Here is a 17,446-nt window from a genome sequence, read left to right as displayed (position 1 = left end):
CTTTGATTAATTACTGTTATTTTTAGCACCTAACTCTAAAGTTACGTGATTAGAACGCTTACGAATTCTATGTGCACGACCTTGAGGAGCTGGTCTTAATCTTTTTAACATACCTGCGCTATCTACACAGATTGACTTTACGTATAATCCAGCATCTTCGATACTTGCATCTTCGTTTTTAGCTTGCCAGTTAGCAATAGCTGATAATAATAACTTTTCTAAGTTACGAGATGCTTCTTTTGGACTAAACTTTAAGATTTGTAAAGCTTTCTCAACCTCTACTCCTCTTACTAAATCCGCTACCAAGCGCATTTTTCTTGGTGATGTAGGACAATTAGTTATTTTAGCGAAAGCTCTAGACTTTCTAGCTTCTTTTAACTGTGTTGCCATGTTATGTTTACGACTTCCCATAATTTCCTACTTATTTTTTTCCTTTATTTTTTGCACCAGCGTGCCCTCTAAAAGAACGTGTTGGTGAAAATTCGCCTAATTTATGACCTACCATGTTTTCTGTAACGTAAACTGGTACAAACTGACGTCCGTTGTGAACTGCAATTGTTTGACCAACGAAATCTGGAGTAATCATACTTGCTCTTGACCAAGTTTTGATAACTGATTTGCTCTCAGTTTCAACGTTTGCCAACACCTTTTTCTCTAGTTTATAGTGAACGAAAGGTCCTTTTTTTAATGATCTTGCCATGTCTTATTTCTTTCTACGTTCTATAATATACTTATTACTAGCTTTAGTCTTAGATCTAGTCTTAAATCCTTTAGCTGGAATACCGTTTCTAGATCTTGGATGTCCTCCTGAAGAACGTCCTTCACCACCACCCATTGGGTGATCAACTGGATTCATTCTAACTGGGTTAGTTCTTGGTCTTCTACCTAACCATCTACTTCTACCTGCTTTACCAGATACTAATAATTGATGATCTGAGTTAGAAACAACTCCGATAGTAGCCATACAAGTTAATAAGATTAATCTTGTTTCACCTGAAGGTAACTTCACCGTAGCATACTTTCCATCTCTTGCCATTAATTGAGCAAATGAACCAGCTGAACGAGCCATAACAGCTCCTTGTCCTGGACGTAACTCGATACAAGAAATAGTAGTACCTAAAGGAATTTCACTTAAATACATAGCGTTTCCAACTTCTGGAGCTACGTCTTTACCTGAAACGATAGTTTGACCTACTTTTAATCCGTTTTGTGCAATTACATAACGCTTTTCACCATCAGCATAACTAACTAATGCAATAAATGCAGTACGATTTGGATCGTACTCGATAGTTTTTACTGTTGCAGGGATACCTTGCTTATCTCTTTTAAAATCGATGATACGGTATTTTTGTTTATGACCTCCACCAATGTTACGTGTTGTCATTCTACCCTGATTGTTTCGACCTCCAGATCTTTTTTTCGGAGCTAATAAAGATTTCTCCGGCTTATCAGTAGTAATGGTGTCGAACCCATTTACAACTCTAAAACGCTGACCTGGTGTTATTGGTTTTAATTTTCTAACTGACATTCTGTCTTTTCTTAAAGATTGTTATAAAAATCAATAATTTCTCCTTCAGCTAACTGAACAATTGCTTTCTTGTATCCACTTTTTATCCCAGTTACTAAACCTTTCTTAGTGTATTTAGTAGTTCTTTGAATAGGATAGTTCATAGTTTTAACAGAAGTAACTGCTACACCATAAGCAGCCTCAACAGCTCCTCTGATTTCTACTTTGTTAGCTTTCTTATTTACTACAAATGCATAACGGTTGTGTAACTCGCTATCGTTTGTTGCTTTTTCCGTAATAATAGGTTTTATTAAAATACTCATTTCGTTCCCTATTTACTTAAATTAGATTGAATTCCTTCTAAAGAGCTTTCAGAAATAACAACTTTGTTAGCGTTTAATACGCTATAAGTGTTAACTCCTGTAGCATTTACTACTTTAGATTTTTTTAAGTTACGAGATGATAAGTAAACATTTTTACTTTCTTCACTTAACACAAATAAAGACTTTTGAGTCTCTAATCCTAAAGCTTTTAAAACATTGATAAACTCTTTAGTTTTTGGAGCTTCAAAATTGAAATCTTCAACAACTACTAAATTGCTATCTTTTGCTTGAATACTTAAAGCAGACTTACGTGCTAAACGCTTTAAGTTTTTATTTAATTTGAAAGAATAGTTTCTTGGTCTTGGTCCAAACATACGTCCACCACCTCTGAAAACTCCAGACTTGATAGAACCTGCACGTGCAGTACCAGTTCCTTTTTGCTTCTTAATCTTTCTTGTACTACCAGCTATTTCAGCTCTTTCTTTCGATTTATGAGTACCTTGTCTTTGATTTGCCAAATATTGCTTAACATCTAAATAGATTGCGTGATCATTTGGCTCAATTCCGAATACTTCGTTAGAAAGCTCAACTTTCCTACCAGTATCTTTCCCTGTAATATCTAAAACTGCTACTTTCATTATTTCTCGATAGTTACAAAAGCATTTTTGTGACCAGGAATAGCTCCTTTTACTACGATAAGATTCTTATCAGCAACCACTTTTAATACTTTTAAATTTTGAACTTTTACTTTGTCTCCACCCATACGACCTGCCATACGCATTCCTTTGAATACTCTTGCAGGGTAAGATGCAGCACCAATCGAACCAGGAGCTCTTAAACGGTTGTGTTGACCGTGAGTTGCTTGTCCAACTCCACCAAATCCGTGACGTTTAACAACACCTTGAAATCCTTTACCTTTAGAGATTCCAGAAACATCTACAAACTCTCCTTCAGTGAAGTGATCTACAGTAATTGAATCTCCTAATTTGTACTCTCCATCAAAACCTTGAAATTCAACGACTTTTTTCTTAGCAGATGTACCAGCTTTTTTAAAGTGTCCATCTAAAGCTTTATTAGAGCTTTTTGCTTTTTTGTCATCGAAACCTAGTTGTAACGCATTGTATCCGTCAACTTCTTCGGTTCTGACTTGGGTAACTACGCATGGCCCTGCTTCGATAACAGTACAAGGAATGTTTTTCCCGTTCTCATCGAATAAGCTGGTCATACCTACTTTTCTACCTATTAACCCAGACATATTTGTTAATTTTAAGACGATAGATTTCTTTTTTATCCAGCGCGTCTATTAATAATAATTGTTTGAAACAAAAGTTTCAGTTTTTCCTTTGATTTTCTCAAAAAAAAAGAGCGAAAAACGCCTTCACTCTGAATTTGTTTTTTTACCGTTTTTCCTTCGCGAAACCCTCAGGACATGTTAAATTCTGATAATCACCAGAATTCGTACACCACGAAATATGAAATTTCGGTGTGCAAAAGTAAAAAAAACTTTCGGTTTAACAAAATTAAACCGAAAGTTCATAATTTACTTATACTTTAATCTCAACTTCAACACCGCTTGGTAACTCAAGTTTCATTAAAGCATCAATAGTTTTTGAAGAAGAACTATAGATGTCTAATAATCTTTTGTAAGCAGATAATTGAAATTGCTCTCTAGATTTTTTGTTTACGTGTGGTGAACGTAATACTGTAAAAATCTTTTTATTTGTTGGTAAAGGAATTGGACCGTTTACTACAGCTCCAGTTGACTTTACTGTCTTTACGATTTTCTCAGCAGATTTATCTACTAAGTTGTAATCGTAAGATTTTAATTTAATTCTAATTTTTTGGCTCATCTTAATATCTTATTAACCTTTAGCTTTTGCGATTACTTCTTCAGAAACATTTGAAGGAGTTTCTGCATAGTGAGAAAATTCCATTGTAGAAGTTGCTCTACCAGAAGACATAGTTCTTAAAGCAGTTACATAACCAAACATTTCTGATAATGGCACTAATGCTTTTACAACTTTAGACCCAGCACGATCACTCATATCGTTTACTTGACCTCTTCTTCTATTTAAATCTCCTACGATGTCTCCCATGTTCTCCTCTGGAGTTAACACTTCTAACTTCATTAACGGCTCCATGATTTTAGCTTTTGCAGCTTTTGCAGCAGCTTTATAACCTAATTTCGCAGCTAATTCGAATGATAACTGATCAGAATCTACAGGGTGGAAAGATCCATCTACTAATGTAACTTTCATTGAATCCATCTCGTATCCTGCTAAAGGACCATTCTTCATTGCCTCTTTGAATCCTTTTTCTACTGAAGGAACAAATTCTTTTGGTACGTTACCTCCTTTAATAATAGATTCAAACTGTAAACCTTGAACACCTTCATCTGCAGGCTCCATTTTGAATACAATATCAGCAAACTTACCACGACCACCAGATTGTTTCTTATAAACCTCTCTGTGTTCGGCAGTAGCTGTAATAGCTTCTTTGTACTCTACTTGTGGTTGACCTTCGTTAACCTCTACTTTGAATTCACGCTTTAGACGATCAACAATAATATCAAGGTGTAACTCTCCCATTCCTGAGATAATAGTTTGTCCAGAAGCTTCGTCTGTTCTTACTGTAAACGTAGGATCTTCTTCTGCTAACTTAGCTAAAGATAAACCTAATTTATCTACATCAGCTTTAGTTTTAGGCTCAACAGCAATACCGATTACTGGATCTGGGAAATCCATAGATTCTAAAACAATTGGTGCTTTTTCTGCTGACAAAGTATCTCCTGTTTTAATATCTTTAAATCCTACTGCAGCTCCAATATCTCCTGCCTCAATAAACTCAATTGCATTTTGCTTGTTAGAGTGCATTTGGTAAATACGAGAGATACGCTCTTTCTTACCAGAACGGTTATTTAACACGTAAGAACCTGCATCTAAACGACCAGAATACGCACGGAAGAAAGCTAAACGACCTACGAAAGGATCTGTAGCGATCTTAAATGCTAAAGCAGCAAATGGCTCCTTTACATCTGGCTTACGAGCAATCTCTTCTCCTGTATTAGGATCAGTACCTAAAATTGCTTCTTTATCTGTTGGAGAAGGTAAGTAACGACATACAGCATCTAATAAGAATTGAACTCCTTTATTTTTGAATGCCGATCCACAAACCATAGGAATGATAGACATATCCATTACAGCAGCACGTAAAGCAGCGTGTACTTCTTCTTCTGTAATAGAGTCTTCATCTTCCATGAATTTCTCTAATAAATTCTCATCATAAGCAGCTACCTCTTCGATTAATTTTGCTCTTAACTCAGCAGCTTCTTCTTTTAATTCTTCTGGAATATCAACAACATCAAAAGTAGATCCGAAGTTATCATCATGCCATACAATAGCACGGTTCTTTACTAAATCTACAATCCCTTTAAAGTCAGCCTCATCACCAATATTTAATACAATTGGTACTGCATTTGACTTTAACATATCTTTTACTTGCTGACAAACTTCTAAGAAGTTAGCTCCTTGACGATCCATTTTATTAACGAATCCAATACGAGGAACTTTATAGTTATCAGCTAAACGCCAGTTTGTTTCTGACTGAGGCTCTACACCATCAACAGCAGAGAATAAGAATACTAAACCATCTAATACACGTAACGAACGATTTACCTCTACAGTAAAATCAACGTGACCAGGAGTATCAATTATATTAAAGTGATATCCTTTTGTATCAGGAGTAGGTTGTCCATTTTCAATTGGAAACTTCCACTCACAAGTAGTAGCAGCTGAAGTAATTGTAATACCTCTTTCTGCCTCTTGCTCCATCCAGTCCATCGTAGATGCACCATCGTGAACCTCTCCAATCTTATGAGAAACTCCTGTATAAAACAAGATACGCTCAGTAGTTGTAGTTTTTCCTGCATCAATATGAGCAGCAATACCTATATTTCTTGTAAATTTTAAATCTCTAGCCATTTCTTAGAATCTAAAGTGTGAAAATGCTTTATTTGCTTCAGCCATTTTATGAGTATCAACTCTTTTCTTAACAGCAGCTCCCTCTTCTTTTGCAGCAGCTAAAATCTCAGCAGCTAAACGTTGAGCCATTGTCTTTTCATTACGCTTACGCGCATAAGAAATCATCCATTTTATAGCCATAGAAACCTTACGGTCTGGTCTAATTTGCATTGGAATTTGGAACGTTGCACCTCCTACTCTACGAGAACGTACTTCTACGTGAGGCATAACATTTGACAATCCATCTTTCCATACTTCTAAAGCCGACTTTTCTTCGTCAGTCTTTTTTTCATTTACGATATCCATTGCATCGTAAAATACTTTGAACGCTACAGACTTCTTACCATCCCACATTAAGTTATTCACAAAACGTGTTACCAATTGGTCGTTAAACCTTGGATCCGGTAACAAAATCCTTTTTTTCGCTCTTCTTTTTCTCATGTCTTTACATTAAAAAAGTTAATTGATTAATTTTACTTCTTAGGGCGTTTTGCACCGTATTTAGACCTACGTTGAGTTCTTCCCTCAACTCCTGCAGTATCTAATGCACCACGAACAACGTGATACTTAACACCTGGCAAATCTTTTACCCTTCCACCTCTAACTAATACTATCGAGTGCTCTTGCAAGTTATGCCCTTCTCCTGGGATATACGCGTTGATTTCGTTACCATTTGTTAACCTTACCCTTGCTACCTTACGCATTGCTGAATTAGGTTTCTTAGGTGTAGTGGTATACACACGCGTACAAACTCCACGTCTTTGAGGACATGCCTGTAATGCAGCCGATTTACTCTTCTTAGTTATTTTGGTTCTTCCTTTACGAACTAATTGTTGAATAGTTGGCATACTAAATTATTACTTGTTTTTAATTTGTACTTAAATTACTCTAATTTTAAGAGTGCGCAAATGTACGATATTTTTCTAAATATTCAAATATCAACTAGTTATTTTTACCCACCTCTCACAATAAGCCCAGAAAAATCAATTAATACATTATAATGCAACAATAAACCTATTTATCTCTACCCACTAAATAGAGATATAAAATAGTTAGTCGGTCTCCATCCCCCACCCTTACAGCAATTAACAAAAAACACATGTGTTTTTTATGAGAATTTTATGAATTATATTGTTTTATTAAGAATATTTTATGACTTTTGATGCAATTAATTCAAATAATCACGCGATGAAAACAAAATTCAATGGAATTTTAACGCTCTTTTTGGCGTTACTTGTTCAAATCACTTTTGCACAAGAAAGAACAATTTCAGGTGTAGTTTCTGACGAAACTGGTCCTTTACCTGGAGTTAATGTATTAAAAAAAGGGACTACTGCTGGTGTCGAAACAAATTTCGACGGACAATACTCTATAAAAGCTAAGACTGGAGACGTCCTTGTATTTAGTTTTGTTGGTATGAAAACTATAGAAAAAACTATTGGAACTGAAAACACCATTAATATATCTATGGTTAACGACAATGTTTTAGATGAAGTTGTTGTTACTGCACTTGGTGTATCTAGAGAAAAGAGATCACTAGGTTATTCTACTCAAAGCGTTAAAGGTAATTCAGTTGCTGAAAACAGAGCAACTAATGTTACAAACGCATTATCTGGAAAAATTGCCGGGGTACAAATAAAATCTTCTGCTGGTAACATTGGAGGTTCTACAAAAGTATTATTAAGAGGTAACAGTTCTATTACAGGAAACAACAACCCTCTTTATGTTATTGATGGTACTCCAATTGCTGACACAAACTTTAACTCTCTTGATCAACAAGTAGGATCTGGAGGAAAAGATTATGGAAACTTAACTTCTGATTTAAACCCAGACGATATTGAATCTATAAACGTTTTAAAAGGTGGTGCTGCAACTGCTTTATATGGAGCAAGAGGTGGTAATGGAGTTATAATGATTACTACAAAGAAAGGAAAAAATAGAAAAGGGATTGGTATTACTTTAAATACTAACGTTACTTTTGACAAAGTATATATTTTACCTGATTATCAAAATGAGTATGCTGGTGGATATTCACAAACATTACCTACAATTGGTGGTCAAAATGCTTTAGAATATGGAGCTGATGAAAGTTGGGGACCAAGAATGGATGGAACTCCTGTTCGTCACTGGAGTAGTTGGTTACCAGGATCTAGTGATTTTGGACAAACTCGTCCTTTAGTTGCTAATCCAGACAACGTAAGAAACTTCTTTGAAACTGGTGTAACAATCTCTAATAATATTGCTTTTTCTGGAGGAAACGAAACTTCTACTTTTAGAGTTTCTTTAGGTAACACTGACCAAAATGGTATTATGCCAAACTCTACTAGAAAAGTAAACACTGTTTCTTTCAATGGATCTCATAAATTAACAGAAAAATTAACGGCTAAAATAAGTGTTAATTATGCTAAAACTGATGTTGTAGGTAGACCTACTACAGGTTACGATTTTGCTGGAGGTAAAAACGTTGTTACATCTTTCAACCAATGGTTCCAAAGACAATTAAACATGGATGTTTTAAGAGCAAATTATAAATCTGCAACTGGACAACCTCAATCGTGGAACATGATTAGTTCAACTAATCCAAAGCCACAATACTGGGACAACCCTTACTGGATTGTAAATGAATCATATTCTGAAGATACTAGAAACAGAGTATATGGTAATGTTGGATTATCATACCAAGTAAATGATAAATTAAATGTATCAGCTACTGCTAGAACAGATTTCTATACATTTAGAATACAAGATAGAACTGCTACATATTCTTTATCTACAGATTACTACGAAGAAAGTGTAAGAGAAGGTAGAGAAGATAACTTTGAGTTATTTGCTACTTATCAAGACAATATAAATGACGATTTTGGATACACTGTTAACTTCCAAGCTAACACAAGATTAAATAGCTTCCATTATAACAGCGCTAGAACTAACGGAGGATTAAGCGTACCTAACTTCTTTAACGTAAACGCTTCAAAAGATCGTCCAACTTTAGTTGATGAAAACACTAAGAGAAGAATAAACTCATTAGCTCTTTTTGGATCATTCAGTTATAAAAACATGTTATACTTAGACTGGTCTGCTAGACAAAGTTGGTCTTCAACTTTACCATTAAAGAGTAATGATTACTTCTACCCTTCTTTAAGTACTTCTTTTATATTTAGTGAATTAATAGACTCAGACATTATCTCTTTTGGTAAATTAAGAGCTGGTTGGGCTAAAATTAGACAAGATACTAATCCTTATCAGTTAAATACTGTATACACCACTCAAGATCCTATCGGTGATTCTCCAGCTTTCGCTGTACCTAACAGATCTAACAACCCTAACTTAGTTCCTGAGTTATTTGAAGAGTATGAAATAGGTTTAGAAATGAAAATGTTCCAAAACAGATTTGGTTTTGACGCAACTTATTATGATAAAACTAGTACAGATTTAATTCTTCCTTTAAATGTTAGTGGAACAAGTGGTATAACAAGTGCTTGGGTTAACGCAGGAAAAATGACTAATAAAGGGGTTGAATTAGCTGTTTACGGTACTCCTATTAAGAACGATGATTTTAGATGGGACATCAACGTAAACTGGGCTAAAAACACTAATAAAGTTTTAGAATTAGCTGAAGGAAGTGATAACCTTTTAATCAACTCTTGGGGACCTTCTGTAAACGCTAGAATTGGTGAAGCATATGGAGCTATTGTTACTGATGGTTTCAAATATCACGCTAATGGTCAACGTATTGTAGAAGTAGATACTAATGGAAATTACACTTATGCTAGAGAAACTAACAAAGTAGTAGGTAATGTTACGCCAGACTTTACTGGAGGTGTAATGAATAACTTTAAATACAAAAACTTCACTTTAGGATTCTTAGTAGACTTCCAAAAAGGAGGAGATATATATTCAGTTAGTAATAGATATGGTGATTACTCAGGTTTAACTTCAAGAACAGCTGGTCTTAACGACAAAGGAAACCCTTTAAGAGATCCAGTTGCTAATGGAGGAGGTATAAAAGTAGAAGGAGTTGACGTAAATGGAAACCCTGTGAGCGCATATACAAACCCTACACAATACTTTAAGTCATTACGTGTTAGAAGAGAAAATTATGTATATGATGCTAGTTACGTTAAATTAAGAGAAGTTACTTTAGGATACTCATTCCCTAAACAATTCATCAAAGGAACTCCATTCCAAGATGTAAGATTATCATTAGTTGGTAGAAACTTATGGTTAATCTCTAGTAACGCTCCTAATATTGATCCAGAAGCTACTTTAGGTAGTGGTAATACTCAAGGTTTTGAAAATGGTCAAATTCCAAGTACAAGGTCTATCGGATTTAATTTAAATGTAAAATTCTAAAAAATTAAAAATGAAAAAAATATTAAATATTAAGCTATTAAGTTTACTCTTAATCTCTTCTTTACTTACTATATCATGTAGTGATTTTAGTGAAGACTATAGAGTAAGTCCTTTCCAAACAAGTAGTGTACCTACCTCTTACCTTTTATCTTCTGCACAAAAGGATTTAGTAGGACGATTTTTAGATATCGCAGACTACGATGGTTTTGGATCTGCATATGCACAATATATTGCAGGAAAAACATACACTGATGAAGAGCGTGTTGAAACTGAACAAACAGGTTTCTCAAATCTTTATGCAGGTGGTATGGCCAATTTACAAGAAATTATAAATTTAAATACAGATCCAGCTACTTCATCTACTGTAGCTGTTTCTGGAGCTAATAATAACCAAATCGCAGTTTCAAAGATTTTATTAGCTTGGTCATTTATGAATGTATCAGATATATGGGGACACGCTCCTTATACTGAAGCTTTAAAAGGAAGTGAAAACTTCAGTCCTGCATATAATACTCAAAAACAAATTTACACAGGGATTATTGCTGATTTAAAAGATGCTGGTAATGCAATTACTAGTGGAACTATCCAAGGTGATTTAATTTACAATGGAGATATGGATAAATGGAAAAAATTAGCAGGTTCTTTATTAATGAGAGCTGGTATGCGTTTATCTAATGTTGATGCAACTATGGGGTCTGATGCTTTCAATGCTGGAATGACTATTGGTTCTTTTACTTCAAATGCTGACAATGCTATTTATGCATATGCTGGTGGTGAATTAAACGGAAACCCATTCTGGTTATCTTTCACAAATCAAAACAGACTTGATCATGCAGTTAGTAATACTATGGTAGATATGTTAGGTGAAAACAATGATCCTCGTTTACCAATTTATGCTAAACCTATTGTATCTGAAGCAACAACAGCTGTTGGACCAGCAGATTTCTGGGCTAAATATAAAGTATACACTGTAAATGGAGAAAAATATGCTGGTCAACCATGGGGATACAGTAATGACAACGCTACTGAATTAACTGTAGAACAAGTATCTTTCGTTGGAACTGCATTTCAAGATGAAAAAGCACCATCTGTATTAATGTCTTTTGCTGAAGTAGAGTTTTTAAAAGCTGAAGCAGTTGCTAGAACATGGATAAGTGGTGATGCTGAAACTTTTTACAAAAACGGAATTAGAGCATCAATGGAACAATACGGTGTAGCTTCAGCTGATATAACAACTTATGTAGACACAGAACCTTTTGCTCAATATGATGCAGCTAATTATTTAAAATCTATAACAGAACAAAAATGGTTAGCAATGTATTTACAAGGATTAAATGCATGGGCTGAGTGGAGAAGAACTGGTTTCCCAGTTTTACAAAACGCTACTGAAGCTTCTGAGGGTAGAGCTATACCAAGAAGAAGAGCTTATGCTCAAGCAGAATTTGACTTAAACAAAACAAATGTTGAAGCTGCAATTACTGCTATGGGACCAAATGATACTACCACTAAAGTATGGTGGGATGGTGGAAATGAATAAAAATTTCTATTAAAAATAGACGCCTTGAGAAATTCTCAAGGCGTTTTTTTTGTTAAAAAATTGTGTATTTAAGATAAAATTAAGATTTTAGCGACTAATTAATTCAAATAATTACATAATGAGAACAAAGTTTAATGGAATTTTAACACTTCTATTAGTGTTATTTGTGCAAATATCCTTTGCACAAGAAAGGACGATTTCAGGTACGGTTGCCGATGAATCTGGCCCTCTTCCTGGAGTGACAGTCATTAAAAAGGGTACTACTCAAGGTACTGAAACAGACTTTGATGGTAATTATACTATCAAGGTAAAGAGTGGAGAGGTTTTAGTTTTTAGTTTTGTTGGAATGAAAACAGTTGAAAAAACTGTTGGAAGCTCTAACCAAATTAATGTTACTATGGAAACTGACAACTTACTTGAAGAGGTTGTTGTTACTGCCTATGGTACTCAAAAGAAACAATCATTAACAGGTTCTATTGGTGAGGTAAAATCACAAGAATTTACTAAAGTAGCTTCAGGTAACGCCGTAACAGGTTTAGCTGGTAAGGTAGCTGGTGTACAAATATACGCTAACTCAGGTCAACCAGGTGCTGCTCCTAGTGTTCGATTTAGAGGTATTGGATCTTTAACAGGTTCTTCTGCTCCATTATATGTAGTAGATGGTGTTCCTTTTAACGAGTCAATTACATCTATTAACCCTAATGATATTGAGTCTATGTCATTCTTAAAAGATGCTGCAGCAGCTGCTCTTTATGGAAACAGAGGTGCGAACGGGGTTATTATCTTAACAACTAAGAAAGGTAAAAAAGGTAACATCAAAGTTAACTTAGATGTTAAAACAAGTTTTACTGATAGAGCTGTAGCTGATTACGATGTTATGACTTCTCCTGGTGAGTACTACGAAGCTTACCACAGAATGTTAAAAAACAACGAAATCGCTGGTGGTGCTACTGAAGCACAAGCAGGAATTACTGCTTCACAACAATTAATCGACGGACCTGCTGGTTTAGTGTACAACACTTTAGGTGGAGATCGTACAAATGTTGTAGATCCTGTAACTGGAAAAGTTAGAGGAGGAGCAAACTTATGGGCTGGAGATTGGAATGAAAAGCTTTTCTCTAATGCAAGTGGAGTAAGAAGTACTTTCTTAAGTATTTCAGGTGGTTCTGAAAAGACTAACTATTATATGTCTTTTGGACATGAAGATAACGAAGGTTATAACGTAAATACTGGTTTCAGACGTTATACATTCAAAACTAACGTTGACGCTCAAGTTAACGATGCAATTAAGATTGGTACTACTTTAAACTATTCTAATAGATTACAAAAAGGTACTCTTACTAATAATATTACAGGTAACTTTGCTTGGGTAAGAAATACTGCACCAATTTATCCTGTATTCGCTGTTGATCACAATACTGGTGAATTAGCTTTAGATATCAATGGAAATCCTCAATGGGATTGGGCTGATGTTGTTTCTCCTAATGCTGCAAGTGGTAGACCTTATTCAGGTTTCTCTAACCCTCACGCATTACAGACTCTTAATATAAATGAAGCTGAAAGAGATAACTTCTATACAAGAGCTTATGCTAAAATAACTCTTTTAGAAGGTTTAGACTTTACTTATAACTTTGGTATCGATTTAACAAATGCAAACATTACAAACTATACTAATAAAGTAGTAGGTAGTGGTGTGGCTCCAGGTGGTAGATTAGATGTTAACTTCACAAGAGGTATGACAACTACAAACCAACAATTAATTAACTGGAGAAGAACTTTTGCTGATAAGCATAATGTAGATTTACTTTTAGGTCACGAATCTTCTGAATATGACTTTAAAAACTTAAGAGCTCAAAAAAGAAGACAATTCCTTTCTACAGATACTTCTGTTGATTTATTTGCTGAAAATGATGGTGCTGGAAATGTATCTGGTGGACCAATCGAGTATAACTTAGAAGGTTACTTTGCTAGATTAAACTATGACTTTGATAACAAGTATTATTTTAATGCTAGTTTTAGAAGAGATGGTTCTTCTGTATTCCACCCAGATAACAGATGGGGTAACTTCTGGGGAGCTGGTGCTGCTTGGAGACTTTCTAACGAAAACTTCATGAGTGATGTAACTTGGATTAACGAGTTAAAAATTAAAACAAGTATTGGTTCTCAAGGTAATGATATCGTATTCTACCCAGGAACTGCTACTAGAAACTATGTTCCTTATGAAGATCAGTATACTGTTACTTCTGATGGTACTAACTTTAGCCCTGAGAAAACAGTATTTGGTAACAAAGACTTACAATGGGAAACTTCGACTAACTTCAATGCAGGTTTTGAATTAAACATGCTTAACAATAGATTAAGAATTGAATCTGAATATTTCGTAAGAAAGATTTCTGACTTAATTTTTAACAGACCTTTACCTGACTCAACTGGATTCCCTTCTGTTCCTGAAAACGTAATGGACATGGAAAACAGAGGTGTTGAATTATCTGTTGCTTATGACATTATTACAAACGATAACTTAACTTGGACTGTTGACTTAAATGCTACTCACTACAAAAATGAGATTACTAAGTTAGCACCAGGAAGAGAGTTTATTGATAATGGAATTTACAGATGGACTAAAGGTGGTAGTGCTTTTGATTTCTTTATCAGAGATTACGTAGGTATCAACCCAGCTAATGGTCACGCTATTTGGGCTACTGAAAAAGAATTTGAAGCTGATGGAACTACTCCAACTAATGGAACAACTGAAGACTCAAGTGTTGCTGAGCAAATCTTACTTGGTAAATCAGCTCTTCCAGATGTTTATGGTGGTTTCTCTACAACATTAACTTATAAAAACTTTGATTTTGCTATTGATTTAAACTATCAATTTGGAGGATACTCTTATGATGCTGTTTACAACGACGGTTTTGACGGAGGTATCGGACGTAACTTTAACAGAGATTTCAGCAAAACTTGGGGGTATGACAATACTACTGGTACATTACCTAGAGTTTTTGACGGAACTACAAGTTACTTCCAATCTGACTTATTCTTAAGAAAATCTGACTACATTAGTTTAAACAACTTAGTAATAGGATATTCTATACCTCAAGATATTACCAGCACTATTGGTTTATCTAAAGTAAGAATATACGCTATTGGAAATAATTTAGCTTTATGGACTGCTGATGGAACTCAAGGGTTTGACCCAAGAGCAAGTGTAACTGGGAATAACAACTCAGTAAGATATTCTACTCTAAAGACCTATACTTTAGGGGTTAACATCAATTTTTAATAATTAAATAATTATTTAACATGAAAAAATATTTTATTTTAGCAACGGCAGCAGTTCTTTCGTTGTCAAGTTGTAGCAAAGATTTTTTATCATCAGAAGAGCTAAATGTAACAACAGATGCTGATATCGCGGCATTAGCAGCTGAATCTCCAGAGGCTTTATTAGATATCGCAAACTCTTTTGATCAAGGTACTGTAAACAACATCCGTACATTCCAAGTAGCAGGTACTACTTGGCATAGTGATTACGGTCAAAAATCTGTTGATATCATGATGGACCTTATGGGGAACGACATGATTGATATTGATAACGGATGGTGGTATGATGACGTATACAAATTTATCGGTAGAACTCAGGACGCTGGTACTGAAGCTGGTTTAGTTTGGAATTACTATTATACAATTATTAAAGGAGCAAACCAGACTATTGGTTTAATTGGAGGTATCGATCCATCTCAATTAAATGATCAGTTAAGATACGTATTAGCTAGATCTAAAGTGGTAAGAGGTTTTTCTTACTTACAGTTAATTCAAATTTTCCAAAAAGGTAATCCTGCTTTAACAGATGCAGGTGTTCCAATTATTGATCCAACTGCTGATTTAATTAACGGACCAGGATTTGGTAGATTAACTGTTGCTGATACTTATAATCAAATTGAGAAAGATTTAACAGAAGGTTATGATGGTTTAGCTGGTTATGCAAGACCTGATAAGACTTCTATTAATCAAAATGTAGCTGCTGGATTCTTAGCTAGATTCTATCTTTTAACTAAAGATTACACTAAAGCTGCTAACATGGCAGATGTTGCTATCGCTGGTGCTTCTTTAGCTGCTAGTCAATTAACTGATGGATTCCAATTTATCTCTAATCCAGAGTGGTTATGGGGAGCTGACTTAAATGCTGATTTAAGTTCTTACTATGCTTCTTTCTTCTCTCAAATTCAGTCTTATTCTGCTGCTAACCAAGCTAACTTTGGTACTACTTTAGGTTACCCAGGTCAGTTAGGTCACCACAGAACTGTTGATAAGAGATTACACGATAAAGTACCTGCTACTGACGTAAGAAATGCTTGGTATGGTCCAGATAATGGATTCATTAAAGAAGGAAAACCAGAGCAGTTTTATAACTATAAGTTTTATGACAACACTGACTTCGAAGGTGACTATTCTTATATGAGAGTTGCTGAAATGTATTTAATCAAAGCTGAAGCTTTATTAGGTGCTGGAAATGATTCAGGTGCTGCACAAGCTTTATTTGATTTAGTTTCTACTAGAGATACAGCTTATACTCTTTCAACTAATACAGGAGCTGCTTTATTAGATGAGATTAAATGGCAAAGAAGAATTGAATTATGGGGTGAAGGATTTGGTTTATTAGATTTAAAAAGATGGGGTGATGACTTAATTAGAGTTTACCCAGGATCTAACCACTTACAGGCTCCTTCTGCTTACTATAATGTATTAGCAGGAGATCCAAGACTTACTTTCCAAATTCCTTTAAGTGAAATTAACTTAAATGATGCAATCTCTGCTTCAGATCAAAATCCATAATATTATTTAATATATTATAATTTTAACCACCTCTTTTCGAGGTGGTTTTTTTATACAATAAATTCAACTACATTTGCAGCATGGAAGAAAATACAACTATTTTTGGTATAAGAGCAATAATTGAAGCTATAGAAAGTAATGCTTCTATTAACAAAGTTTACCTTCAAAAAGGGCTTAGAGGAGACCTATTTTTTCAATTAGATAAATTATTAAAAAAAAATAAAATATCTGTTAGTGTAGTTCCTACAGAAAAATTAGATAGATTATCAAAACATAATAATCATCAAGGTGCTGTTGCTAAGATTTCCCCTATAGATTTTCATGACTTAGAAACACTTATCGAAAACACAATAAACTCAGATAAAACTCCATTATTCTTATTATTAGATCAAGTTTCAGATGTTCGTAACTTTGGTGCTATTATTAGAACAGCTGAATGTACAGGTGTTAATGGGATTATCATTCAAAAAAGTGGGAGTGCTCCTGTTAATGCAGAAACTATAAAAACATCTGCTGGTGCTGCTTTTAAAGTTCCTATTTGTAAGGTAGATCATATTAAAGATGCAATTTTTCAATTACAAGCTGCCGAAATTAAGCTAGCTGCTGCTACAGAAAAAACAGAAGATTCTATTTTTGATATTGATTTTAAGCAACCAATTGCTATTGTAATGGGATCTGAACATAAAGGAGTAAGCAATTCTGTATTAAAGATGGTAGATTACAAAGCAAAACTTCCTTTACTAGGAGAAATAGGCTCTTTAAACGTTTCTGTTGCTTGTGGAGCGTTTCTTTATGAAACGGTAAGACAAAGACGTTAACATAATATATAAATACAACAATAAAAAGTCTTGAGTATTCAAGACTTTTTTGTTTT

15 protein-coding genes are annotated in these 17,446 nt (G+C 34.6%); 5 read left to right on the top strand and 10 right to left on the bottom strand.

Annotated features, from left to right (window positions below; all coding sequences use genetic code 11):
- Positions 1–6 precede the first annotated feature (6 nt).
- The 10 genes from rplV to rpsL all read right to left on the bottom strand — a co-directional run bounded on the left by rplV (position 7) and on the right by rpsL (position 6,697).
- A complete protein-coding gene (gene rplV / locus MHN29_RS02800) occupies positions 7–411 on the bottom strand; it encodes a 50S ribosomal protein L22 (protein WP_150900306.1) in 405 nt (134 codons plus the stop codon).
- Positions 412–421: 10 nt separating this feature from the next.
- Positions 422–700 carry a 30S ribosomal protein S19 gene (rpsS, locus tag MHN29_RS02795; RefSeq protein WP_150900307.1) on the bottom strand — a complete coding sequence of 93 codons (279 nt, stop codon included), beginning with the start codon at positions 698–700 and terminating at the stop codon, positions 422–424.
- 3 nt (positions 701–703) lie between these two features.
- Positions 704–1,528: a 50S ribosomal protein L2 gene (gene rplB / locus MHN29_RS02790; RefSeq protein ID WP_235273056.1), complete on the bottom strand. Its 825-nt coding sequence runs from the start codon at positions 1,526–1,528 to the stop codon at positions 704–706.
- 11 nt (positions 1,529–1,539) lie between these two features.
- A complete protein-coding gene (rplW, locus tag MHN29_RS02785) occupies positions 1,540–1,830 on the bottom strand; it encodes a 50S ribosomal protein L23 (protein WP_235273061.1) in 291 nt (96 codons plus the stop codon).
- An 8-nt stretch (positions 1,831–1,838) separates the two neighbouring features.
- Positions 1,839–2,468 carry a 50S ribosomal protein L4 gene (gene rplD / locus MHN29_RS02780; protein WP_150900310.1) on the bottom strand — a complete coding sequence of 210 codons (630 nt, stop codon included), beginning with the start codon at positions 2,466–2,468 and terminating at the stop codon, positions 1,839–1,841.
- Positions 2,468–3,085, bottom strand: coding sequence for a 50S ribosomal protein L3 (gene rplC / locus MHN29_RS02775; RefSeq protein ID WP_235273062.1), 618 nt, complete (start codon positions 3,083–3,085; stop codon positions 2,468–2,470). The genes rplD and rplC overlap by 1 nt, the downstream gene beginning before the upstream one ends.
- Positions 3,086–3,374: 289 nt before the next feature.
- Positions 3,375–3,680, bottom strand: coding sequence for a 30S ribosomal protein S10 (gene rpsJ / locus MHN29_RS02770; protein ID WP_024740605.1), 306 nt, complete (start codon positions 3,678–3,680; stop codon positions 3,375–3,377).
- Positions 3,681–3,692: 12 nt separating this feature from the next.
- Entirely contained in the window at positions 3,693–5,810 is a 2,118-nt protein-coding gene (fusA, locus tag MHN29_RS02765) for an elongation factor G (RefSeq protein WP_235273064.1), read from the bottom strand.
- Between the two features lie 3 nt (positions 5,811–5,813).
- Positions 5,814–6,290, bottom strand: coding sequence for a 30S ribosomal protein S7 (rpsG, locus tag MHN29_RS02760; protein WP_150900313.1), 477 nt, complete (start codon positions 6,288–6,290; stop codon positions 5,814–5,816).
- Positions 6,291–6,322: 32 nt separating this feature from the next.
- Entirely contained in the window at positions 6,323–6,697 is a 375-nt protein-coding gene (gene rpsL / locus MHN29_RS02755; protein ID WP_028887479.1) for a 30S ribosomal protein S12, read from the bottom strand.
- 340 nt (positions 6,698–7,037) lie between these two features.
- On the opposite strand from rpsL, the gene MHN29_RS02750 reads away from it, so the two are divergent.
- The 5 genes from MHN29_RS02750 (at position 7,038) to rlmB (ending at position 17,390) form a co-directional block, all read left to right on the top strand.
- On the top strand, positions 7,038–10,202 hold the full coding sequence (locus MHN29_RS02750; protein WP_235273070.1) for a SusC/RagA family TonB-linked outer membrane protein: 3,165 nt from the start codon (positions 7,038–7,040) through the stop codon (positions 10,200–10,202).
- 10 nt (positions 10,203–10,212) lie between these two features.
- Positions 10,213–11,739 (top strand): SusD/RagB family nutrient-binding outer membrane lipoprotein, encoded by a 1,527-nt coding sequence (locus MHN29_RS02745; protein WP_235273073.1) that lies wholly within the window; start codon positions 10,213–10,215, stop codon positions 11,737–11,739.
- A gap of 118 nt (positions 11,740–11,857) precedes the next feature.
- Entirely contained in the window at positions 11,858–15,022 is a 3,165-nt protein-coding gene (locus MHN29_RS02740; protein ID WP_235273075.1) for a TonB-dependent receptor, read from the top strand.
- 20 nt (positions 15,023–15,042) lie between these two features.
- Positions 15,043–16,572, top strand: coding sequence for a RagB/SusD family nutrient uptake outer membrane protein (locus tag MHN29_RS02735; RefSeq protein ID WP_235273078.1), 1,530 nt, complete (start codon positions 15,043–15,045; stop codon positions 16,570–16,572).
- Positions 16,573–16,652: 80 nt separating this feature from the next.
- Positions 16,653–17,390 (top strand): 23S rRNA (guanosine(2251)-2'-O)-methyltransferase RlmB, encoded by a 738-nt coding sequence (gene rlmB, locus MHN29_RS02730; protein ID WP_235273079.1) that lies wholly within the window; start codon positions 16,653–16,655, stop codon positions 17,388–17,390.
- Positions 17,391–17,446 lie beyond the last annotated feature (56 nt).

This window comes from Tenacibaculum sp. Cn5-46 (assembly GCF_022347705.1).
Taxonomy (GTDB): domain Bacteria; phylum Bacteroidota; class Bacteroidia; order Flavobacteriales; family Flavobacteriaceae; genus Polaribacter; species Polaribacter aiptasiae.
Note: the sequence above shows the minus strand (reverse complement) of the source record. Positions and strands in the feature narration are given on the sequence as shown.